17 protein-coding genes and 1 tRNA gene are annotated in these 21,055 nt (G+C 70.7%); 8 read left to right on the plus strand and 10 right to left on the minus strand.

What is annotated here, in order from left to right:
- Window positions 1–181 precede the first annotated feature (181 nt).
- The 5 genes from ABD893_RS05975 to ABD893_RS05995 form a co-directional block, all read right to left on the minus strand.
- Complete coding sequence (locus ABD893_RS05975) at window positions 182–2,191, minus strand: S9 family peptidase (protein ID WP_345076818.1); 2,010 nt, start codon at window positions 2,189–2,191, stop codon at window positions 182–184.
- 42 nt (window positions 2,192–2,233) lie between these two features.
- Window positions 2,234–3,139 carry an NADP-dependent oxidoreductase gene (locus ABD893_RS05980; RefSeq protein WP_345076820.1) on the minus strand — a complete coding sequence of 302 codons (906 nt, stop codon included), beginning with the start codon at window positions 3,137–3,139 and terminating at the stop codon, window positions 2,234–2,236.
- 93 nt (window positions 3,140–3,232) lie between these two features.
- Complete coding sequence (locus tag ABD893_RS05985) at window positions 3,233–3,658, minus strand: cupin domain-containing protein (protein WP_345076823.1); 426 nt, start codon at window positions 3,656–3,658, stop codon at window positions 3,233–3,235.
- Between the two features lie 39 nt (window positions 3,659–3,697).
- On the minus strand, window positions 3,698–5,698 hold the full coding sequence (locus ABD893_RS05990) for a heavy metal translocating P-type ATPase (protein WP_345076826.1): 2,001 nt from the start codon (window positions 5,696–5,698) through the stop codon (window positions 3,698–3,700).
- Between the two features lie 90 nt (window positions 5,699–5,788).
- Window positions 5,789–6,028, minus strand: a complete 240-nt coding sequence (locus tag ABD893_RS05995) for a heavy-metal-associated domain-containing protein (RefSeq protein ID WP_345076829.1) — start codon at window positions 6,026–6,028, stop codon at window positions 5,789–5,791.
- 168 nt (window positions 6,029–6,196) lie between these two features.
- On the opposite strand from ABD893_RS05995, the gene ABD893_RS06000 reads away from it, so the two are divergent.
- Window positions 6,197–6,982 carry a Crp/Fnr family transcriptional regulator gene (locus ABD893_RS06000; protein ID WP_345076832.1) on the plus strand — a complete coding sequence of 262 codons (786 nt, stop codon included), beginning with the start codon at window positions 6,197–6,199 and terminating at the stop codon, window positions 6,980–6,982.
- 53 nt (window positions 6,983–7,035) lie between these two features.
- On the opposite strand, the gene ABD893_RS06005 is transcribed toward ABD893_RS06000, so the two are convergent.
- Window positions 7,036–7,108: transfer RNA gene (locus tag ABD893_RS06005), tRNA-Arg, on the minus strand.
- 73 nt (window positions 7,109–7,181) lie between these two features.
- On the opposite strand from ABD893_RS06005, the gene ABD893_RS06010 reads away from it, so the two are divergent.
- Together ABD893_RS06010 and ABD893_RS06015 are read left to right on the plus strand one after the other, a co-directional pair.
- Window positions 7,182–8,615, plus strand: a complete 1,434-nt coding sequence (locus ABD893_RS06010) for a nitrilase-related carbon-nitrogen hydrolase (RefSeq protein ID WP_345076835.1) — start codon at window positions 7,182–7,184, stop codon at window positions 8,613–8,615.
- 112 nt (window positions 8,616–8,727) lie between these two features.
- On the plus strand, window positions 8,728–9,435 hold the full coding sequence (locus tag ABD893_RS06015) for a copper resistance CopC family protein (RefSeq protein WP_345076838.1): 708 nt from the start codon (window positions 8,728–8,730) through the stop codon (window positions 9,433–9,435).
- A 128-nt stretch (window positions 9,436–9,563) separates the two neighbouring features.
- Here the strand turns inward: ABD893_RS06015 and ABD893_RS06020 are convergent, their stop codons facing one another.
- Window positions 9,564–9,761 (minus strand): antitoxin, encoded by a 198-nt coding sequence (locus ABD893_RS06020; protein WP_345076841.1) that lies wholly within the window; start codon window positions 9,759–9,761, stop codon window positions 9,564–9,566.
- 162 nt (window positions 9,762–9,923) lie between these two features.
- Here ABD893_RS06020 and ABD893_RS06025 point away from each other — a divergent pair, with 162 nt between their 5' ends.
- The 4 genes from ABD893_RS06025 (at window position 9,924) to proC (ending at window position 16,754) form a co-directional block, all read left to right on the plus strand.
- Window positions 9,924–10,793: a DeoR/GlpR family DNA-binding transcription regulator gene (locus ABD893_RS06025; RefSeq protein WP_345076844.1), complete on the plus strand. Its 870-nt coding sequence runs from the start codon at window positions 9,924–9,926 to the stop codon at window positions 10,791–10,793.
- A 177-nt stretch (window positions 10,794–10,970) separates the two neighbouring features.
- Window positions 10,971–15,611: a DUF4011 domain-containing protein gene (locus tag ABD893_RS06030; RefSeq protein WP_425548348.1), complete on the plus strand. Its 4,641-nt coding sequence runs from the start codon at window positions 10,971–10,973 to the stop codon at window positions 15,609–15,611.
- Complete coding sequence (locus ABD893_RS06035; RefSeq protein ID WP_345076850.1) at window positions 15,608–15,862, plus strand: hypothetical protein; 255 nt, start codon at window positions 15,608–15,610, stop codon at window positions 15,860–15,862. The genes ABD893_RS06030 and ABD893_RS06035 overlap by 4 nt, the downstream gene beginning before the upstream one ends.
- Before the next feature lie 28 nt (window positions 15,863–15,890).
- Window positions 15,891–16,754, plus strand: a complete 864-nt coding sequence (gene proC, locus ABD893_RS06040; RefSeq protein ID WP_345076853.1) for a pyrroline-5-carboxylate reductase — start codon at window positions 15,891–15,893, stop codon at window positions 16,752–16,754.
- A 127-nt stretch (window positions 16,755–16,881) separates the two neighbouring features.
- Here the strand turns inward: proC and ABD893_RS06045 are convergent, their stop codons facing one another.
- Both ABD893_RS06045 and ABD893_RS06050 read right to left on the minus strand, forming a co-directional pair.
- Window positions 16,882–17,547 (minus strand): potassium channel family protein, encoded by a 666-nt coding sequence (locus ABD893_RS06045; RefSeq protein ID WP_345076856.1) that lies wholly within the window; start codon window positions 17,545–17,547, stop codon window positions 16,882–16,884.
- 86 nt (window positions 17,548–17,633) lie between these two features.
- Window positions 17,634–19,049 carry a TrkH family potassium uptake protein gene (locus ABD893_RS06050; protein WP_345076859.1) on the minus strand — a complete coding sequence of 472 codons (1,416 nt, stop codon included), beginning with the start codon at window positions 19,047–19,049 and terminating at the stop codon, window positions 17,634–17,636.
- Window positions 19,050–19,209: 160 nt separating this feature from the next.
- Here ABD893_RS06050 and ABD893_RS06055 point away from each other — a divergent pair, with 160 nt between their 5' ends.
- The gene (locus ABD893_RS06055; RefSeq protein WP_345076862.1) at window positions 19,210–20,496 is read left to right on the plus strand and encodes an acetoin utilization protein AcuC; all 1,287 of its coding nucleotides are present in this window, start codon (window positions 19,210–19,212) and stop codon (window positions 20,494–20,496) included.
- On the opposite strand, the gene ABD893_RS06060 is transcribed toward ABD893_RS06055, so the two are convergent.
- Window positions 20,456–21,055, minus strand: coding sequence for a hypothetical protein (locus ABD893_RS06060; RefSeq protein WP_345076865.1), 600 nt, complete (start codon window positions 21,053–21,055; stop codon window positions 20,456–20,458). The two genes, ABD893_RS06055 and ABD893_RS06060, sit on opposite strands and share 41 nt — an antisense overlap.

A 21,055-nucleotide genomic window follows, 5' to 3' on the forward strand; every position in this document is an offset into this window, starting at 1 on the left:
TCCCGGTCCCAGCGCTGGCCCCGGCGCCTTGCCTTTACGGCCCACCAGAACTCTGTCTGTGGTGAGCTGTGAACGCCGTATAGCCGTTCAAGGCTCACAGGAGACAGAATTCTGGTGGCTTCACCGGAGTTCTGGTGGCTTCACCAGCGTTCTGGTGGCGACGGCGGGGGTGTGGGCGTCCTCACCACGGCAGCACCTCAGGGATCGGCTCCGCGCCGAGGACGTGCTGGTCGCAGAAGGCCAGCACTGCCTGGTTCCAGGCCAGGGCGTTCGACGGCGTGAGCACCCAATGGTTCTCACTGGTCAGCTGCAGGAAGCGGTGCGGCATGTCCTGCGGCTCTCCCTCCCAGGTGGAGACCAGGTCCCACCACAGCCGCAGCGCCTCGCTGATCGGCACCCGGTAGTCGCGGTTGCCGTGGGTGATGAGCATCGGGGTGGTGATCGCGTCGACCTCGTGATGCGGGGAGAAGGCCCGGTACCAGTCCGGGTCCTCATCTTCATGGCGATGCACCCGCATCTTGGAGGCCGCGGCATCAGTGGTGCGGTGCTGCTGATCCAGCGCCCACAGCCCCGCATGGGTGACGATCGCGTCGAAGCGCGTCGTGTGCCCGGCGATCCAGTTCGCCATGAAGCCACCGAACGACGCCCCGAGCATCGCGGTGCGGGAGCCGTCGAGGTCCGTGCGTTCGAGCACCGCATCGAAGAGGGTCTCGCACTCTCGGAACACCACATCCGGTCGGCGCGGCCAGCCGCGGTTCAGCCCCTCATCGCCGTAGCCGGTGGACATCGCCGGATCGGGCATCAGCACCGCATAGCCGCGCTGCACCGAAAGCCACGGGCACCAGCGCCAGCTCCAGGCGTTGTAGGAGCCGTGCGGACCGCCGTGGATCCACAGCATCACGGGCGCTGGAGACTCCGCCGACGCTCCCTCCGGGACGCACAGCCAACCGCCCACGGTGAGCCCATCGACGTCCGCCTCCACCCATTCGAGCGTTCCCGGCAGCTCGCCGACGGAGCCCGGGGCAGGCAGCTCGGTGGTGCCGCCGTCGGCGGTGATCCGGACCGGACGGGACGGGGTCGCCACGTCATTGCGGAGCGCGAACAGGGCGCCGTCGGCGGTGGCGGACAGCGAGGAGAACACTCCACCAGCGGCCACGGTGACGGCGTCACCGGTCGCCGGGTCGATGCGCAGCACCGCGCCAGAGGAGCGCAGGTCACCGGCGACCAGCAGGCTCCCGTCGGCCGCCCATTCGAGGTCGCTGAGGCTCAGGTCGCCGAGTTGCGCGGTGACCGGCTCGCCGCCGCCGAGGGGGTGGATCTCCAGGCGGGAGTAGCTGGTGTCGGTGGGGGAGGAGGCCGTTGACCTGATCACCGCGAGGTTCCGGCCGTCGCGGGAGAACAGCGGGGAGCCGTACTGCGCGGAATCATCCGCCGCGAGCAGCACGCTGCGGGCCAGGGTGGCGGTGTCGATCAGCACCAGCGAGCTGCGGGTCTCGCCGCCGCGCACGCGCTGGGTCCAGGAGGTCGCGACGGTGGAGCCGTCGGGGGAGAGGTCCGCGGAGGCGGCGTAGAGGGTCACGGTGCCGACGTCCGGGGTGAGATCGGTGAGGTCACCCTCGGGGGAGACGAGCACCAGGCGGCGGCTCTGGTCCCCGATCTCGTGGTCCCACAGCCGGATCGGCATCCCGGTGTGCCAGATGGTGGTCTGCTTCGCGTCCTTGCGCGCCTTCCGACGCTCGGCATCCTCGTCGAGGCTGCTGCCGGGCAGCACGTGGGTGGCGGCGAGCATCGTGCCGTTCTCGGCGACCGAGAGCAGCGAAAGGCCCGCGGCGGCGGAGGCCACCACCTGTGCCTCGCCCGTGCGGGGCAGGCGCCAGATCGCGGCGACCTCCTCCTCGGCGCCGGCCTCGGGATCCGGGCGGGACGAGCTGAACAGCAGCGATCCATCAGGGGCGAACCGGGGGCCGCTCTCGCCCTTGGCGGAGAAGGTCAGCCGACGGGCAGGCTGCTCGCCCGCGGTGTCGAGCTCCCAGAGCGAGGAGATGAGCGCCGCGCCGGGCTCGTCGGCCTCCTGGATGGCGGCGACCACCCGCCCCTCATCGCTCGCGGTCACCGAGGCCAGGCGGGGTATCCGCAGGAAGCCGTCGATGTCAGTGAAGTCGGTGAACGTGGCAGCAGCAGGGGAGGTCATCTGCGTCACATTACCGGAGGGTTAGGTGGGGCCGAGGACAGGTCAGGGGGTGATCACGATCTTCCCGTGAGCGTGGCCGGACTCCACCACGGCGAGCGCCTCAGCGGCCTGGCTCAGGGGGAAGGTCTCGACGACATGCGGGTCCACGAGGCCGTACTGGACGACTCCGGTGATCTTGCCCAGCACCCCCTCGGAGCGCTCCCGGCCGGCGCCGCCGAGCTCGACGGCGGTGGTGTCGTCGGCCGCGGAGATGATCATCGACGGGTCCTTGGCCAGCGGTGCCAGCTCGCGCAGCGCCTCCCCACCCACGAGATCGGCCAGCAGGTCGACCCCGTCGGGAGCGATAGCGCGGACCCGGTCCGCGGCACCATCGCCGGAGAGCACGAAGGTGGCTCCGGTGGCCTCGACCAGCTCTCGCTTGGACTCCGAGGCGACACCGATCGCACGGAACTCGTGGACCTTCGCGATCTGCAGGGCCATGCGGCCCACACCGCCTCCCGCGCCGAGCACCAGCAGGGTCTGGCCCGTCTCGATCTCGACCTGGTGGGTGAGGTCGTAGGCGGTGGTGCCGGCGACAGGGATCGTGGCGGCATCGGTGAAGGAGACCTCTTCCGGCTTGATGACCGACTGCGAGGCGTCCAGCACCGTGTGCTCGGCGAAGGTGCCGAGTCCGCGGGCCGGGGTGCCGAGTACCTCATCCCCGATGGCGAAGTCCTCGACTCCCTCTCCGACGGCGGTGACGATCCCGGAGGCCTCGAGCCCCATCGCGACGGGGAGCGACCCGCGGGTGCCGAAGGCGCCTTCGCGCCGCTTCACGTCCGCGGGGTTCACGCCCGCGGCGCGGACCTCGATGGCTATCTCGCCAGCCCTGGGGGCGGGGGCTTCGCGGTCGGTGAGCTGCTGGCCCTCCGGGCCGCCGTAGGTGGTGAAGACGAAAACCTTGGACATCTGCGTTCTCCTGTGTCGTTGCTGCTGTGCGGGGAGCGGCCGCGCCGGGCGTGTGCCCGTGCGGCCGCCATCAGGGGTGCTGCGTGTGGGGGATCAGGCCTGGGGAGGCTGGTCCTCGCCTGCGGCCTCGGCGGCGTCCGCCTCCTCCTTGGTGGCGAAGGCGCCGTCCACCGCATGCTCCGGCGGGCTGTAGATCGTGTACAGCACGAGGGGCTCGTCCCCGGTGTTGCGGAAGTTGTGCTGGGTGCCGGCGGGCACCGCGCACAGATCACCGGCGTCGACTGCGTGGGTGTGGCCGTTGAGGTCGGCTTCACCGGTCCCGGAGACGAAGGTCAGGATCTGGTCCGTGGTCTCGTGGACCTCGTCCCCGATCTCTCCGCCCACCGGCACGGTCATGAGGACGATCTGGGAGTGCTTCCCCGTCCACAGAACCTTGCGGAAGTCCGGATTCGCTGTCGCGATGTCCGCGATGGTGAAGTGCTCGACGTTGCCTTCGAGGGTGAAATGCTGTTCAGACATGATGCGCTTCCTTTCGAGTGGAAATGGTTCTGTGTGGGGTCAGATGCTCTGGGTCGCACCGACGCTCTGCGGAGCGCGGGTCTCGGACGGGGAGACCGGGCGGGTGCCGTGCTGATCCTTGCGGCGGCGCAGCAGCCGCATCGCGTTGACGATCACCAGCAGCACCGAGCCCTCGTGGACCAGCATGCCGATCGCCATCGTGACCCCACCGGCGAACACGCCGACCAGCAGCGCGATCACCGTGATCAGCGCGATCGCGATGTTCTGTCGCATCACGGAGACCGTGCTGCGGGCCAGGCCGATCGCCTGCGGGAGCTTCAGCAGATCGTCCTTCATCAGGGCGATGTCCGCGGTCTCGATCGCGACTCCGGTGCCGGCCGCACCCATCGCCACGCCGATATCTGCGGTGGCCAGGGCCGGGGCGTCGTTGACGCCATCACCGACCATCGCGACGGTGAAGCCCTCGTGCTGCAGCTGCTGGACGACGGTCAGCTTGTCCTCGGGCAGCAGCTGGGCGCGGACCTCGTCCACCCCGACCTCGGCGGCGACCGCCTCTGCGACCCGCCGGTTGTCACCGGTGAGCATGACGACCTTCTTCACCCCGGCCGCGTGGAGCCGGGCGACCATCTCCTTCGCATCGGTGCGGATCCGGTCGGCGACCGCGACCACGCCGATCACGCGGCCATCGAGGGTGACGACCATCGGGGTGCGGCCGAGCCCGGCGAGCCGGTCGACCTCCGCTCCGGCGCCGCGATCCTCGGAGATGCCCTCGGCCGCCAGCAGCGGCAGGTTGCCGACGGCGATGCGTCGACCTTCGAGAGTGGCGACGATGCCCTTGCCGGGAACCGGCTCGGTGTGCTCGGGCAGGCCCTGGGTGGGCAGGCCTTCGGCTGCCGCGGCGACGATCAGTGGACGTGCGAGCGGGTGCTCGGACCCGGCCTCGGCGCGTGCCGCCCAGCCGAGCACGTCGGCACGATCCAGTGCAGGGTCCAGGACGGTGACGTCGGTGAGATAGGGCGTGCCCTCGGTGAGGGTGCCGGTCTTGTCCAGGGCGACGGCGGTGATCTTCGCGCTGGTCTCCAGGTACTCGCCACCCTTGATGAGGATGCCGTCCTTGGCGCCGCGGCCGATGCCGGCCACGATCGAGACGGGGATGGAGATGACCAGCGCCCCGGGGCAGCCGATCACCAGCAGGGTCAGGGCGAGCACTACGTTCCCGGTGAGGAGCCCAGTGATCAGGGCCAGCAGGATGATGCCGGGGGTGTACCAGGTGGAGAACTTCTCCATGAAGGTCTGGGTGCGGGCCTTGGCGTCCTGCGCCTCCTCGACGCGGTGGATGATGCGGGCCAGGGTGGTGTCGGCTCCGATGCCGGTGGCGCGCACCTGCAGGAAGCCGCCGCCGGAGATGGTGCCGGCGAACACCTGGTCTCCCTCGCTCTTCTCGACGGGGAGGGACTCGCCGGTGATCGACGCCTCGTCCAGGGCTCCGGTGCCGCCGATGACGATGCCGTCCACGGGGACCTTCGCGCCGTTCTTGACCAGCACCGTCTCCTCGGGCTGGACCAGGGCGGCGGAGATCTCCACCTGCTCGCCCTCCCGCATCACCACGGCGACATCAGGGGCGACGGCCACGAGCTCGGCGAGCGCGGAGCGGGTGCGGTTCATGGTGCCGGCCTCGAGGGCGTGGCCGATGGCGAACAGGAACGTGACGGCCGCCGCTTCCCAGTACTGGCCGATGATCAGCGCACCGACCGCGGCGATGGCGACCAGCAGATCGATGGCGATGACCTTGACCATCAGGGCGCGCACGGCCTTGAGGATGATCGGGATGCCGGCGACCAGCGCCGCGGCGATCATGAAGAGATCGGACGCGACCAGGGCGGTGGGCCCGTCCAGCGAGAGGCCGAGGCCGTGCTGGTGGCCGGAGCCGAAGGGATTCACCCCGACGGTGAGCGAGAGGATCGCGGCGACGACGATGAGGAGACCCGAGATGATCGGGGTTCCCCAGGGGCCGCGCAGCCAACGGGTCAGAGCAGACATGAGGTGGTGCCTTTCACGATCAGGTGCGGCGCAGGATGCGGAGCAGGATCTGGGAAGGTGGCCGGGCCGTGGGGCCCGGCCACCAGGGGGTCAGAAGGCCGAGAGGACGGACGTGTAGCCGGCCTTGGCGATCGCGGCGACGATCTCGTCGGTGGTGGTGACGGAGGCGTCGTGGTCGACCTCGACCCGGCCGGAGGCGAACTTCACGCTGACGTTCTGCACGCCCTGGAGGCGGCCCACCTGCTTCTCGATCTTGGCGACGCAGGACGGGCAGCTGAAGCCCTCGGCGCGGAAGATGGAGTGAGTGCTGGTGACGGGGGTGGTGGTCATGGTGAGCCTTCCTTCTGGAGCGGGGATCTCGAGGGGCTGTCCCTCGATGTGCTCTCAATCTAGAAGGGTTCTTGTGGCAGGGACATGACGGCGATCAATCAACTGCACACCACTTCTGACCAGGCCGGATGGGGAAGGATGCAGGAAGGGGAGGGTTAGAGTCGAGCCATGACCATCTCGGAGCCACCCGGCGGGCCCGCCGCGAAGGGCCGACGCACGATCCCGCTCACGGAGATCACCCTGCCCCACCAGTGCCCGCGGCCGGTGCGGCTGTATGTGCTGGCCCGGGCGCCCTACTTCCTCGGGCTGGACGAGAAGGAGTTGGACCGGATCGACGCCCGGATGCGTACCCTGACCTTCGCCCCGGACGCCCCGATCTACCGCGCGGGCGAAGCGGCAGCGTCCCTCTATGTGGTCGCCGAGGGCCGGGTGAAGCTCTCCCAGGTCACCGCCGGCGGGACCGAGACGGTCACCGACCTGTTGGTCCCCGGGGAGCTGTTCGGGACCATGAGCACCCTCGGCGAACCGGTCCACCACCAGACCGCCTCGGCGCTCGTGGGCACCTGCGTGCTGCGCATCGACCAGGACGACTTCCGCGCCGTGCTCGCCGAGCAGCCGCGCATCGCGCTGCGGGTCCTGGACGACGTCGCCGCGCGCCTCACGCGCGCAGAATCCGACGTCGGCTCGCACGGCTCCGCCACGGTCGAGCAGCGGGTGGCGAGCGCGCTGCTGCGCCTGGCGGACAAGCTCGGCGAGGACCGCGGGGACGAGGGGATCATGCTCGAGGTGCCGCTGTCCCGCGCGGATCTCGCGGGCCTGGCCCGCTCCACCTCGGAATCCGTCTCCCGCGTGATGAGCCGCTGGAAGAAGGAGGGCCTGATCGACTCCGGACGGCGCTGGACCGCGGTGAAGGATCGGGCCCGGCTCGAGGAGCTGCGGGATGCGGAGGAGTGAGCAGAGCGGGTGAGGTGAGCTGACGGCGCTGTGCAGCTCGGTCCTCTGGTTCGTGCCCCCGGCGCGATTCGAACGCGCGACACCCGCTTTAGGAGAGCGGTGCTCTATCCCCTGAGCTACGGGGGCCAACCGGCTCTTCCCCGGAAGTAACCGGGACGTGGGCCTCGAACATGGTAGCGCTCCATGGCAGGATCTGAGCATGTCCAGCGAGCTGCCCGAGACCTCCGCCACCGTCGCCGCCGTGATCCTGGCCGGTGGGGCGTCCTCGCGCCTGGGCGGCACGGACAAGACGCGTCTGCCGATCGCCGGTGCGACCGCCCTGGAGCGGGTGCTGCGCGCTGCCCCGCACGGGCGCCGCATCGTGGTCGGCCCCAGCGGTGAGGACGGCGGTGATCTCGCGACCCGTCACGGTGCCCGCTTCGTGCTCGAGGACCCGCCGCGCTCCGGTCCGCTGGCCGCTCTCGCCCGCGGCGTCGCCGAATTCTCCGAAGGGCCCGACAGCGCCACCGTGCTGGTGCTCGGCGGGGACATGCCGATGCTGCGGCCCGAGACCCTGCGCAGCCTCGCCACGCGCAGCGCCGAGACCGGACAGGTGGTGGCGCTCGAGGCCGAGGACGGCCACCTGCAGTTCCTCGGCGCCGCCTGGCCGCTGGGCCGGCTGCGGGCAGCGCTGGCCGCGGTCGAGCACGAGAAGGGCGGCTGGGCCGATCTGAGCCTGCGCCGGCTCTACGCCCAGCTCGACCAGGACGAACTCAGCACCCTGCGCGCTCTTGGCGCGGAAGGAGCGGACATCGATACCCCCGACGCTCTGGCCCAGGTGCGCCGCGCCGCCGGCCCCCGCATCGCCCTGGCACAGATCGAGGTCTCCGAGGATCTCGAGACCACCGTCGAGATCGTCCGGCTGGCCGTCGCGGAGGCCGCCGAGCAGGGCGCGCACCTGGTGCTGCTGCCCGAGGCGACGCTCACCCCCTTCGGCACCGATCTGCGAGCGGCAGCGCTCGCCCATCATGACGCTTTCGCCCAGCTGCTCCAGGAGCTCGCCGAGGAGCATGAGCTGGTGGTGGTCGCGGGGTCCTTCACGCCCACCGAGGATGGCCGGGTCCACAACACCGTGATCGTGCGCGGCCCGCACGGGGAGCCCCACCTCGAGTACCGCAAGATCCACCTCTTCGATGCCTTCGGCGCCGATGAGTCCCGGACCGTCGCTCCGGGCAGCGAGCTGGTCACCTTCGACCTGCACGGCACCCGCTTCGGGATCGCCACCTGCTACGACGTGCGTTTCCCGGAGCAGTTCACGGCGCTGGCCCGTCGCGGCGCGCAGGCGATCCTGCTGCCACTGGCCTGGGCCGAAGGGCCGGGCAAACGGGAGCAGCTGCAGCTGCTGCTGCGGGCCCGTGCCCTCGACTCCACCACCGTGGTGCTCGCCGCCGACCAGGCCCCGCCCGAGGACTACACCGGGAAGGCGGCCCGCGGCATCGGCCGCAGCGCCGCCGTCGGCCCGCTGGGCGCCATCCGGCAGGAGCTCGGCCGCGAGCCGGGGTTGCTACTGGTGGATCTCGATCTTGACGAGATCGACGCCGCTCGGGCCGCGCTCCCTGTGCTCGAACATCACGTGGACCTTCCCCGCGGCTGACTTTCGCGGGCGACTCTCACTACTGACTCTCGCGATCGGCTCTCGTGATTGCTGTCAGCTGAGGTGACCGGCGCCACGGCGGAGCCCCGTCCTGCTGGCGTAGCCTGCAGGAATGATGTCTCCGATCGACCGCTCCAGCACCGCTCGCCCCGCTTCTGCCCGGCTCGCTCCGGCCCGCTCCGCCCCGGCTCGCCTGGTCACGCTGCTCGCGCTCTGCAGCGCGATGCTGCTCGCTGTGCTGCTGGCGATGCCTGCCCCGGCCCAGGCGCATGACACCCTGCTGAGCACTGATCCGGAGGACGGTGCGACCCTGGAGACCTCTCCTGAGGCGCTCACCTTCACGTTCTCCGCAGATGTGCTTGAGGTGAGCCCCCTGGTGCGGATCTCCGACGAGTCCGGCACCGAGCTCGCCGAGATCGTCCCGACCGTCGACGGTCCCGTCGCCACCGCGACGCTCGAGGAGCCGCTGCCCGCTGGCACCCTCACCATCCAGTGGCGCGTCGTCTCCAGCGACGGCCACCCCATCGAGGGCACCCAGACCCTCACCATCGAGCAGGGCCCGGCCGAGCCGGCTGCACCCAGCGACAGCGGCGGCGCAGCGGAGTCCGACGCCGCGACGAGTGATGCCGGCGGAGCGGAACAGGCCACCGACGCGACGGCAGAACCTACGGAATCAGCGGAAGCGGGCACGGACACGCAGGCTTCTGAGGGCGGTGACGCGGACGGCGGGATCTCGATGCCGCTGCTGATCGGGATCCTCGCTGTGGTCGTCGTCGGCGCAGGGTTCGCGGTCTACTTCATCGTCCGCCGCCGCGACTGACAGGGTGGACTGGGCGGTCGCCCGCGGCTGACGCCGGCGACCGGCCGCAGCCGCACTTGCTGCAGACATGGAGGAGCCCCGACGCCGATGGCGTCGGGGCTCCTCGCTATGCAGTCGGAGAACCGAGCTCAGTTGCCCTGGTTCTCGTCGCCGCCGAGACCGAACTTGTCGCGGGCTGCGTCCAGACCGGAGTCGACCTGCCCATCGACGTTGTCGGGGGTGCGCTCCTTGATCTGCTCGCCGGCAGCGTCAAGGAACTGCTCAGCCTGCTCCGGGTTCTCGGAAGCAAGATTCTTTGCCTTGTTCAGCGCGTCATCGAAACCCATGAGGATGTCCTTTCGTTCGCGGAACCGCCCCGTGCAGGGCGACGGCGCAAACCTATGCCGAGATGGTCGCGTGACTCAAACGTGACCAACGAATTTGACGTCATCTGGTGATCTCTGCTCGCTAATCCTGCCCTTCGGCGTCATGTGCGCAATACTTCCTGCGTGACTCTGCTCAATTCTGGATCTGATGAGAAGCCTGCCGGGAGCCCGGGTGGGGCACGGACCTCCTCCGCGACTCCGCCTGCGGACCGTAGCGCCCGCTGGGACCACGTGCTCACGCTGCTGGCATCGACCAAGCGCCTGAGCGTTGCCGCAGTGGCCGTGGAGCTCGGGGTCAGCGAGTCCACCGTGCGCCGTGACTTCATGGAGATGGAGCGTGCGCAGCTCGCCCGGCGCACCCATGGCGGCATCGTCGCGGTCGACGTCGCCTACTCCCTGGCAACGGTGCCCCGCAGCGCCGACGAAGGGTCCGCGCAACGGGAACGCGTTGCCGACACGGCGGCGGCGATGGTCGAGCCCGGTCAGATCATCGGCTTCAACGGTGGCCGCACCACCACCTCGACCGCGCGTCGTGCGGTGTCTCGTCCGGACATCGACGCACGGGATGGGAAGCCGGGCCTCACGGTCGTCTGTGCGGCGCTGAACATCGCCACCGAGGCGGTGCTGCGACCCTCGGTGCGCACAGTGGTGCTGGGCGGCGTCGCCGAACCGTATTCTTTCGAGCTCACCGGACCGCTCGCCACCGCGACCATGCGCGATCTGTGGCTCGACACGATGTTCGTCGGCACCGTCGGGCTCGATATCAATGCCGGTCTGACCTGCAACTCCGATGCTGAAGCTGGCGTCACCCGGATCATGATCGGTCACGCCCGACGGGTGGTGGGGCTCGCAACCGCCGACAAGATCGGGCATCGTGCGCTGGCCGGCATCTGCCCGGTCTCGGTGCTCACCGACCTGGTGATCGCGGGACCCGTCCCGGAGGCGCTGCGCGCGCACCTCACGGAGGCCTCGGTGCGCCTGCATGAGGTCTGAGCTCAGCACACGCCGCGAAAGAGCGCAGTGCGAGAACGAGCGCAGTGCGAGAACGCTGTGCGAGAGCAGCGCAGGCGCGGTGAGGGTCTGAACGTCGCGTGATGTGAGCAGGCCGGACCACGGATCTGCGGCACGCCTGCACCGGCGTGCGCCCCGACCCCGGTAGCGTGAGCGACCATGTGGAGTTTCCTGCGCGGGAAGAAGCGATCAGAGCGATCGAACGAGGACGCAACCCCTCGTGACGATGCCCTTTCAGCGATGGCCCGTGAGCGCCGAGGCGCCGCGGGGACGCAGGCGGGAACGTCTGCGAGCGCGGAGAGCTCCGCGCCTACTCGCACCGCGGTCCCCGCGAAGGGCGGCACTGCAGCGGACGGCACGGGCGGCTACGAGGTGGTGGTCGACCGCCACCTCGACGAGGTCGGCGCCGGTATCGCCCCCGAGCAGGATGAGGACGATCTGCCCGTCACCCCGCGGGAGCACCGTCCGCTCAGCCGCGAGGATCGGGTCGCCGACGCTCTGGATCGCTGGACCCAGCAGCTCACCGGTGGCGCTTCGGCGCCCTCCTTCCTAACCCAGATCCGTGCGGGAGGAGTGGTTCTCGACCTGACCCATTCGCACCCCTCGGGCCTTGCCCAGCTGCTCGCAGGCCGTGGCCCCACCCGCCTGTCCTCGCTGGTGCGCGAGGTGGGAGCGCTGGCCGACGCTCGCGCCCATGCCCGCTCCATCCGGGAGATCGCCGAGCGGCACGCGGAGGAGGTGGGTCTGACCACCTGCCATCTGGGCATCGGCGAGGCGATCTGGTATCCCGAGGACGGCTCTGAGCCGATCCATGCCCCCGTGCTGGTGCGCCCCATCACCCTGCGCCTGCGCGGCAATGCCCGCGAAGACGTGGACCTCGAGGTCGACACCACCGCCGATCTGAACCCCGTGCTGCTGCGCTCGCTGCGCGAGGCCGGCGTCGCTGTGGACGCCCGAGCCCTGCTGGCCACCACGGACAGCACCCACGGCTTCGACCCCACCCCGGTGCTCGATGCCTTCCGTTCCCTGGGCCAGCCGCTGCCCGGCTTCCGGGTGGTGCATGCCCTGGTGGTGGGCAACCTGATGGACGCCACCGGATCGGTCGCCGACGATCTCGCCGCCGACCGGCACGACTGGTCCTCTTCCCCGCTGGTCTCCGCCCTCGCCGGTGATGAACAGGCGCAGGCCGTGGTGCGCGGGGACGACTCCGCCACCGTGTCCGAGGTCCCGGAGGCGGAGCTCGTCGCCGCCGTCGACCCCGGCCACCGCGACGTGCTCGCCCGGGTGCTGGCGGGTCAGGACCTCGCCGTCGTCACCCCGCCCGGCACCACCAGCTTGGGCCTCGTCGTAGACCTCGCCGAGGAGCTCAACGCCCGCGGCCGTACCGTGCTGATCGTCTCCCAGCGTCGCCGCAACCTCGCACAGCTGGTCGAGATCGCGCAGCACCGGGGGCTCGACGAGCTCGTCTTCGACCTCTCTCCAGACCCCTCGCTGCAGCGCAACGCCTCGGCGGCGCTGCTGCGCAGCCTGCGACGCGCAGGCTCCCACGGGCTGGGCCCCGATGACGGCATTCCCGAGGAGCTCGGCGCCAGCCGGGACATCCTGATGGGCCACGTCGAGGCGATGCACAGGGTCCAGCAGCCCTGGGATGCCTCCGCGCATGACGCCATCTCCGCGCTCGCCGCCCTGACCAGGCTCAGCCCGGCCCCCCGCACCCAGGTACGGCTGCGCGCGGATGTCGCCGCGCAGATGATCGGCGAGCAGCGGGACCGCTACACCGCGGTGCTGCGGGAGGCCGCCGAGGTCGGAGTGCTCACCACCGGGCCGGAGCTGACCAGCTGGTACGGCGCGCCCATCAGCAGTGACACCCAGGCCGCGCGGGCCGAGGAGCTCGTGGACCAGCTGCGCGAGGAGATCCTGCCGCAGCTGCGCCGGGCCTGCCTCCTCGCCGGCGGCGAGCTGGGACTCACCGCACCGACCACCCTGACCCAGCTGGACGAGCGCCTCGCCCTGCTTGACCGGGTGCGCATTCTGCTGGGCACCTTCCAGTCGGCGGTGTTCTCCGCGCCGCTCGCGGACCTCGTCGCCGCCACCGCGGACAAGCGCTGGCGCGAGGACCACGGGGTCACGATGGGCTTCGGTCTGCGCCGACGCCTCCGCCGGGAAGCGGCTGCCCTGCAACGCCCCGCCGCGCTCTCCCCGGACCTCCATCAGGATCTGGGAGAGGCGAGGAAGGTGGCGGAGAGCTGGCGACGCGCCGCGCTCGAGCCCGCACAGGGCGCCGACGGCAGCAAGGCGGCAGCGTCCCGCCCGGCGCTGCCCGCCGATCTCGAAGCGGTCCGACGCGCGGCGGCACGCGCTGAGAAGGTCCTGGACGAGCTGTCCGTGCTGCTGGATGGCACGCCCGCTGGCACCGATCTCGCGCGCACCGACCTCGACGAGCTCGAGCAGAGGATCGACGCGCTCACCGCCGACCGCTCAGACCTCGAGACCCTTCCGCGCCGCACCGAGCTGCTGCGCCGCCTCAGCTTCGATGGCCTCGGCGACCTGGTCGAGGACCTCCGCCAGCGCCGGGTGCCCGCTGCCCATGTCGGTGCGGAGCTCGAGCTGAGCTGGTGGAACAGCGTCCTCGAACTGATCGCTGGCGCGGAACCCACCATCTCGAAGTACGACGGGACCTCGCTGTCCCAGGTCGCCGAGCGGTTCCGTCGGTTGGATGCGGGATATCTCGCCGACGCCGCAGTCCGCGTGCACGCCGCGGCGGACGAGAACCGCGTGGAGACCATGAAGTCCTACCCGGACACCTCCCGCTCCGCGATCGCGGAGCTCGCCCGCTCCTCGACCGTCTCCATCCGGGACCTGGCCGCGAAGTACGAGGACATCCTCTTCGCCGCCCGTCCCGCCTGGCTCGCCTCCCCGTATCTGGTCCCGCGGGTGATCCCGCGCGGCCGCCACTTCGATGTCGTGATCGTGTCCGACGGCGGGCGGCTGCCCACCGCCGCCGCCCTGCCCGCGATCGTCCGCGCCGAGCAGACCGTGGTGGTCGGCGATCCCCTCGAGTACGGCGGGGACTCCGCCCCCAGCCTGCTCGATGACATGCTGCGCATCGCCCCGCACGTCGAGATCCTGCGCGACCCCCATCCCGCCACCGACGGGCTGCGTGGCTTCGCCCAGCGCCGGGCGCTGGCCGGAGAGGTCGTCGCGGTGCCGAGCCCGGTCGCTCCCGAGCAGGACCGACTGGTGATGGTCGAGAACGGACGCGGCCCGGTCACCGAGGGCATGGAGTACGTCGAGAGCACCGAGGCCGAGCTGCGCCGGGTCACCGATCTGGTGATCGAGCACGCCCGCAGCCGTCCCGAACGCTCGCTCGCGGTGCTCACCTTCACCGAGGAGCACGCGCGCCGACTGATGGAGCGGATCATGAACACCGTCTCCGTGATCCCTGCGCTGCGCGACTATTTCGACCCCGCGGCCAAAGAGGTCTTCACCGTCCTGCCCGCCGACCAGGCCACCGCGGTGGTGCGCGATGACATCATCGTCTCGGTCGGCTTCGGGAAGACTCCGCACAGCAGGCTCCTGCACCGCTTCGGCCCGCTCTCCGAGGCCGGCGGCCGCAAGGCGCTGGCCACCGTGATCACGCGTGCCCGCGGCCGTACCACCGTGGTCTCCTCGATCGGGGTCCAGGACCTCGAGCACGCCCGGCTGCGCTCCGACGGCGCCCGGGACCTGCGCGCCATGCTGTGGGTGCTGCAGGGCGGGCCGGACATCGCCGTCGTACCGCATGTCGCCTCGCTCACCGGCAGCGACGAGGAGAATGCCCCGCCCGCCCCGCAGGAGTCGCGGCTCTCCCCGGCGGTGCCGATCCAGGAGAGGACCCCTGCCGCTGCGCCGCGCCCCGAGGAGGCGGCTGCTGCGGAGGCAGAGCTGTCGGATGAGGACATGGATGCCGCGATCGAAGCGGCGCTGACCCGGAAGTCCTCCGAGTCGCCGCTGAGCGTCGCGCCGGCGGGGGACTCCGGGGAAGAGACCGAGAGCGGGACCGCCGCCGAGGCAGACAGCTCCGCAACGGTGGACGACCCCGCGGGCGTCGACGCCGTTGCCGATGTGCAGACCGGCCAGGGGCAAGGGGACGAGGAGCCAGGCGCCGAGTCCGGCGCAGAGCCGGCCGCGCCCGCAGTCGAGCCTCGTGCCCCGAGGGAGCTCGAGACCGATGCCCTGGTGCAGGACCTCGCGGATCGCCTCTTCCGGCTCGGCCTGCTGGTCGAGCGCAACTTCGGTCTCTCCGCCGATCGGATCGAGCTCGCGCTCGGCCACCCGGAGATGCCGGGCCGACTGCTGCTGGCCGTGGACACCGACGGTTCCCACTACGTCGACACCACCAGCCAGCGCGAGCGCGACCGGCTGCGCGCCGAGCGGCTCGAAGCTGCCGGCTGGGCGACCGAGCGGGTCTGGTCCTGGGCGCTGTTCATCGATCCCGATGGCGAGGCCGAACGGATCCGCCGCGCCGTGGATCGGGCATTGCGCCTGGTCCAGGCCGAAGAGCGATCCGATTCCCCGTCGGGCGTCGGCACCATCCGGCATCGCCTGCCGCGGCCGCAGATCCCCGCCGGGCATCAGCTGTCCTTCTACTCGAGCGATGACTTCGATGCGGTGGTGGAGTACATCTGCTCCGACGGCCGTGCCCGCCTCGAGGAGCATCTGGCCACCGAGGTGCGCAGCTTCCTCGGCTTCGAGCAGCGCTCGGTGCTGCTGGACGTGTCCGTCTCCAGCGCCATCCGCCGCTACCAGGAGCGCCAGTGAGCGCCGACGGTGAAGCAGCCGAGGGAGGACCGACCAGGCCGCCTCGCCGGGTCGTCATCTCCTCCGTGACCGGCAAGCCGATCGACTGGGACGAGCCCGACTCCCCGTCACCGGGGCGGCCCGTCACGCAGGACCGTCGGCCGATCGTTCCCGATCGCACAGACTCCGACCTCCCGGAGCCCGGGGTCGACGAGTCCAACGATGCTCGCATCGCCGGGGACGTGCCCCCGCACTGGGGCCGCGGCCGCTGAGCGGACCGGTCCGCACTACGCTGGCGACATGAATGCCACCGCCTCCTCTGCAGACTCCGCCCCCGCCGCCGCTGGCCCCGACCTCGCGGCCCTTCGGGTCGCCGTGATCGGCGCCGGCAATATGGGCGGGCCGGTCGCCCGCACGATGCTCGCCGCCGGGGTGCGGCCCGAGCACCTGCAGATCGCCAACACCAGCGCCGAGAGCAGTCGCCGCGCCGCGGAGGAGCTCGGGGCCACCGCCGCTGATTCCCGCGACGAAGCACTCGCGAACGCCGACGTGGTGGTGCTCGGTGTGAAGCCGTACCAGGTCCTTGACCTGGCCGCCGAGCTGCAGGCGCAGCTCCCCGCTGGCGCGGTCGTGATCTCCCTGGCCGCCGGGATCACCCTCGCGCAGCTCGAGCAGGCACTTCCCGAAGGCAGCCCCGTGGTGCGGGCGATGCCCAACACCCCGATCTCGGTGGGGGAGGGTGCGGTGGGCTTGATGCGCGGCGGCGCCGTGACCGATCAGCAGCACCGGCTGGTTCATGCGCTGTTCGCCTGTGCCGGGGTCGCAGTCGACATCACTGAGGAGCAGGTCCACGCCTTCATCGGCGCCGCCGGATCGCTGGCCGGGTTCGCTTTCGCGATCATCGAGGCGATGACCGAGGAGGCCGTACGCCAGGGCCTGCAGCGGGACCTCGCCGACTCCCTCGTGCAGCAGACGATGCGCGGGGCGGCGACCATGCTGCTGGAGTCCGGTGTGCACCCCGCCGTGGCGAAGGCCGGGGTGTGCAGCCCCGGCGGCACCACTGCAGAGGGCTACGCCGCCTTCGAACGCGAGGGCGTGCGTGCGGGGCTGGCCGCGACGATGGCCGCCGCGGCCCAGAAGTCCCGGGACATGACCCGGGACTGACTCCAGAGGGGCCCGGCAGCCCGCTCCTCGGCCCGGGCGGCGTCGAGAACGGGCGCGTGGTGACACGCTCCGGCAGATATGCGAGTGCGTGCTCCAGGGCGCCCGTCTTCGACGTCGAGGCCGGCGCTCAGGGGCGGTGGGAGAACTTCTCGATCAGCTCGGTGCGGCCGGAGACGATCAGCAGGTCGTGAGCGGCGACCATGGTCTCGGGCACTGCATAGGTGAAGTCCTTGCCCGGTGACTTCACGCCCACCACGGTCACGCCGTGACGCTGGCGGATATCGGACTGCGCGAGCGTCAGGCCCTGCACCTCGTGCGGGGGACGCATCTTCACGATCGCGAAGTCGTCATCGAACTCGATGAAGTCCATCAGCCGGCCGTTGACCAGGTGCGCGACTCGCTTGCCGGCGTCGGCCTCGGGATAGACCACATGGTGCGCTCCGATGCGCTGGAGGATCCTGCCATGCGCGGAGGAGATCGCCTTCGCCCAGATCACCGGCTTGCCGAGGTCCACCAGGTTCGCGGCGATCAGCACGCTGGCCTCGATCGTGGTGCCCACCCCTACCACGGCGATCGAGAAGTCACCGGCGCCCACCTGGTCGAGCACCTCGGGCTGGGTCGCATCGGCCCGCACCACGTGCGTGAGCTGCCCGGAATACTTCTGGACCAGCCCCTCATCGGTGTCGATCGCGAGCACCTCGGTGCCGAGCTTCTCGAGCGTCAGGGCGATCGAGGCGCCGAAGCGGCCCAGACCGATGACGAGGACTCCCTCGTCCCGCGTGCTGCGTGGCATGTGTGCTCCTCAGTGACGGGCCCACGGAGATCCCGCGAGCTGAGCGGGCACAGTCTAGAGCCTCGGCCTCCAGACCAGGTGCGGTGTCAGCCGACGATCGGACGCTCGTAGGGCAGATGGATCATCCGCACCCGAGTGCGCACGGCGAGCGCGGCACCGAGGGTCATCGGCCCCAGGCGTCCTATGTACATGCACAGGATCAGCACCCATTTCGCCTCCTCGGGCAGGGCGGTGGTGATCCCGGTGGAGAGCCCCACGGTGCCGAAGGCGGACAGCGCCTCGAACAGGGTCTGGTCCAGCGTGTACGGGGTCATCCGCAGCAGCAGGAAGGTCGCCAGGAACACCACCGAAGCGCTCATGACCAGCACCCCGATGGCCTGGCGGATCGTATCGCGGGGAATCCGACGGCGGAAGACCTCCACATCCGGGTTACCACGTACCTCCGCCCAGATCGCGAGCATCAGCAGTGCGAAGGTGGTGACGCGGATGCCGCCCGCGGTGGAGCCGGATCCGCCTCCGATGAACATCAGCAGGTCGGTGAGCAGACGGGACTCGGCGGTCAGCTGCCCTACATCGATCGTGGAGAAGCCCCCTGAGCGAGGCATCACGGCTGCGAAGGCCGCGCCGAGCAGCTTCGTGCCCAGCGGGCGGTCGCCGAGAGTCGCGGGGTTGGACCATTCCAAGCCCAGGAAGCCGAGGAAGGCGATGACGAGCAGCAGTGCGGTGGTGGTCAGGGTGAGCTTCGCATGCACGCTCCACTTCCGGGGCGTGCGCAGTTTGCGCACCACCACCAGGATGACCGGGAAGCCCAGCGAGCCCACCAGCACCGCCAGGCCGATGGGGATGGTGAAGAAGGGGTCGCCGACGTACTGCGCGGTCCCCGCCGCCTCCGGGACGAAGCCGGCGTTGTTGAAGGCGCTGATCGCGTAGAACAGGCCCAGGAACAAAGACTCTCTGAACCCGTGCTCGGTGATGAACATGTACGGGGTCAGCGCCACGAAGGTCGCGAGCTCGAAGACGGTCGAGGTGATGAGGATGACCTTCAGCACCCCGCCGACCTCGGCGAGCCGTTCGGCGCGAGTCTCCTGGGCGGTGATCACGCGCTGTGCGAGCCCGAGGCGGTGCATCACCGACAGGCTCAGCAGCGAGGCGACCGTCATCAGTCCCAGGCCGCCGAGCTTGATCGCGATCATGATCACGGTGAGGCCGAAGGTGGACCAGTGGGTGCCGGTCTCCACCGTGTACAGCCCGGTGACGCAGATGGCGGAGACAGCGGTGAACAGAGCGTCGGTGAGGCTGGTGCGGACCCCGTCGGCGGTCGCCGCAGGGAGAGACAGAAGGGCGGTGAACGCGACGATCAGTGCCGTGAACATGCCGAGCGCGATCCGTGATGGGGTGGCCCGGGTGAGGGAGTGCAGCGCGATGCGCCATTCAGGTTGACGCTTCCGGGCACCGAGCGGCCGGTGGCGCGACAGGGCAGCGCGTTTGCCGGGTGTGCTCATGCTGCTCCTTGTTCGCGGACCGCGACCGGTGGTCACGGTCCGCGGCAGTCTACGACCGTTGGGCGGCGCGCCAGCGCAGGCGGACCCCGGGCACTCTCCGAGCACTGGAGGGTGCGGGGGAGGCAGGCGGAGCTGCGCAACCCTGGGTACGCTTCGTCGCATGCCCAATGCCGCGCTGCCCTCGCTCCCTGTCGACTCGGTCGACCCGGTCGATGGCGCCGCTCCGCCGGTTCCCACGGGGATCGTGTGGGACGACGCTCTGTGCGAGTACGACTTCGGCCCCTTCCACCCGATGGCCCCGATCCGACTCACGCTCACCCGAGAGCTCGCCCGTGCCTCGGGGCTGCTGGACCGCCCCGGTGTGACGACGCTGCCGGCGCCGGTGGCGAGCGATGAGCAGCTGGCCCAGGTCCACGATCGCGACTACATCGAGGCGGTCAAGCTGGCCTCGCGGCCGCTCGAGCAGATGACGGCGGAGGAGCTCGATGAGCTGATCCGCTTCGGACTCGGCGGGGATGACGTCCCGCCCTTCCCCGGTATGCACACCGCCTCCGCCCGGATCGCCGGCGGGTCGATGTCCGCGATCGACGCGATCCTCTCGGGCCAGGTGACGCGCGCTGTGAACTTCGCCGGAGGCCTGCACCACGCCAAACCGGCCACCGCCTCCGGCTTCTGCGTCTACAACGACGCGGCGCTCGCCATCCGCCACGCCCTGGACTCGGGGGAGGAGCGCGTGATGTACGTCGACGTCGATGTCCACCACGGCGACGGCGTGGAGCGCGCGATGTGGGACGAGCCGCGCGCGATCACGCTGTCGGTCCATGAGACCGGGGAGCGGCTGTTCCCCGGCACCGGCTTCGTGCAGGACTCCGGCGGTGCCGGGGCTGCGGGCACCGCGATCAACGTGCCCCTGCCCTCCCGCACCACGGCCGACGGATGGGTGCGCGCGATCCGCGCCACCGTCCCCGCCCTGGTGCGGGCAGTGAAGCCGACGCTGCTGGTCACCCAGCACGGCGCCGACACCCACCGGCTGGATCCGCTCGCGGATCTCTCGGTCTCCCTGGAGGCGCAGCGTGAGGTGATGCTGCTGATGCGGGAGCTGGCCGATGAGGTCTGCGGAGGTCGCTGGCTCGCCCTCGGCGGCGGCGGATATGCGGTGATCGACGTGGTGCCCCGCTCCTGGGCGCACCTGATCGCGATCGCGACCGGCGAGGCGATCGACGCCACCGCCTCGCTGCCGGCCGAGTACATCGCGCTCGCCGATGCCGCCCGCGCTGCCCATGGGCTCTCCCCGGAACCGGGGCAGATCACCTTCGGGGACGGGCGGCCCCTGGCCGTCCGGGACTGGGAGCAGGGCTTCGACCCCGAGAACGGCCTGGACCGGGCGGTCCAGGCGGCGCGGCGGGTCAGCTTCCCCGAGTGGGGCCTGGATCCGTTCCTGGATTGATCTCTTCTCGCGTGCTCCCCAGCGGTGGACTCCCCGGCGGTGGGCTCCCTGGCCGTGCGTCCGCGGCCCGCGAGAGATCCACCCTCGCGACCAGGCGCGGGAGCAGCAGGACCAGCAGACAGAGCAGCAGGAGGGCCGGCGCCGCGAAGGCCCAGCCGTGCAGGCCGTCGAAGATGACCTCGCCACACGCCGCGGCGACGATTCCGACGCCCAGGACCACCTCGAGGACGATGCCGCGACCGCCACCGACTCCGCGACCGCCACCGACTCCGCGACCGCCACCGACTCCGCGCCCGGCACCGCGACGACTGTTGCGTTCACCGGGGCCGTTGGCCAGTCGGGCCAGGGCGATCACCAGCGCGAGCACCGTGGATCCCAGGCACAGCAGCGGGAACGGGTTCCCGTACCCCAGGACGATCAGCGCGAACCAGCGGAACTCGACGACATGCACGGAATCGACCGTCGGACCGAGCCATGTCGTCCGCCAGGTGGGCAGCACCATCACCGTCAGGGCGAGGATGATCAGCACCGGAGGAAACGCTTTGAACGCCGTCGTCAT

This window comes from Brachybacterium paraconglomeratum (assembly GCF_039541415.1).
Classification (GTDB): Bacteria; Actinomycetota; Actinomycetes; order Actinomycetales; family Dermabacteraceae; genus Brachybacterium; species Brachybacterium paraconglomeratum_A.

Coding starts and splice junctions, on each gene's coding strand:
- ABD893_RS05995 (WP_345076829.1), bottom strand. CDS start 6,028: ATGACCACCACCCCCGTCACCAGCACTCACTCCATCTTCCGCGCCGAG.
- ABD893_RS06030 (WP_425548348.1), top strand. CDS start 10,971: ATGTGGAGTTTCCTGCGCGGGAAGAAGCGATCAGAGCGATCGAACGAG.
- ABD893_RS06010 (WP_345076835.1), top strand. CDS start 7,182: ATGTCCAGCGAGCTGCCCGAGACCTCCGCCACCGTCGCCGCCGTGATC.
- ABD893_RS06060 (WP_345076865.1), bottom strand. CDS start 21,055: ATGACGACGGCGTTCAAAGCGTTTCCTCCGGTGCTGATCATCCTCGCC.
- ABD893_RS06050 (WP_345076859.1), bottom strand. CDS start 19,049: ATGAGCACACCCGGCAAACGCGCTGCCCTGTCGCGCCACCGGCCGCTC.
- proC (WP_345076853.1), top strand. CDS start 15,891: ATGAATGCCACCGCCTCCTCTGCAGACTCCGCCCCCGCCGCCGCTGGC.
- ABD893_RS06055 (WP_345076862.1), top strand. CDS start 19,210: ATGCCCAATGCCGCGCTGCCCTCGCTCCCTGTCGACTCGGTCGACCCG.
- ABD893_RS05980 (WP_345076820.1), bottom strand. CDS start 3,139: ATGTCCAAGGTTTTCGTCTTCACCACCTACGGCGGCCCGGAGGGCCAG.
- ABD893_RS05990 (WP_345076826.1), bottom strand. CDS start 5,698: ATGTCTGCTCTGACCCGTTGGCTGCGCGGCCCCTGGGGAACCCCGATC.
- ABD893_RS05985 (WP_345076823.1), bottom strand. CDS start 3,658: ATGTCTGAACAGCATTTCACCCTCGAAGGCAACGTCGAGCACTTCACC.
- ABD893_RS05975 (WP_345076818.1), bottom strand. CDS start 2,191: ATGACCTCCCCTGCTGCTGCCACGTTCACCGACTTCACTGACATCGAC.
- ABD893_RS06020 (WP_345076841.1), bottom strand. CDS start 9,761: ATGGGTTTCGATGACGCGCTGAACAAGGCAAAGAATCTTGCTTCCGAG.
- ABD893_RS06015 (WP_345076838.1), top strand. CDS start 8,728: ATGATGTCTCCGATCGACCGCTCCAGCACCGCTCGCCCCGCTTCTGCC.
- ABD893_RS06045 (WP_345076856.1), bottom strand. CDS start 17,547: ATGCCACGCAGCACGCGGGACGAGGGAGTCCTCGTCATCGGTCTGGGC.
- ABD893_RS06000 (WP_345076832.1), top strand. CDS start 6,197: ATGACCATCTCGGAGCCACCCGGCGGGCCCGCCGCGAAGGGCCGACGC.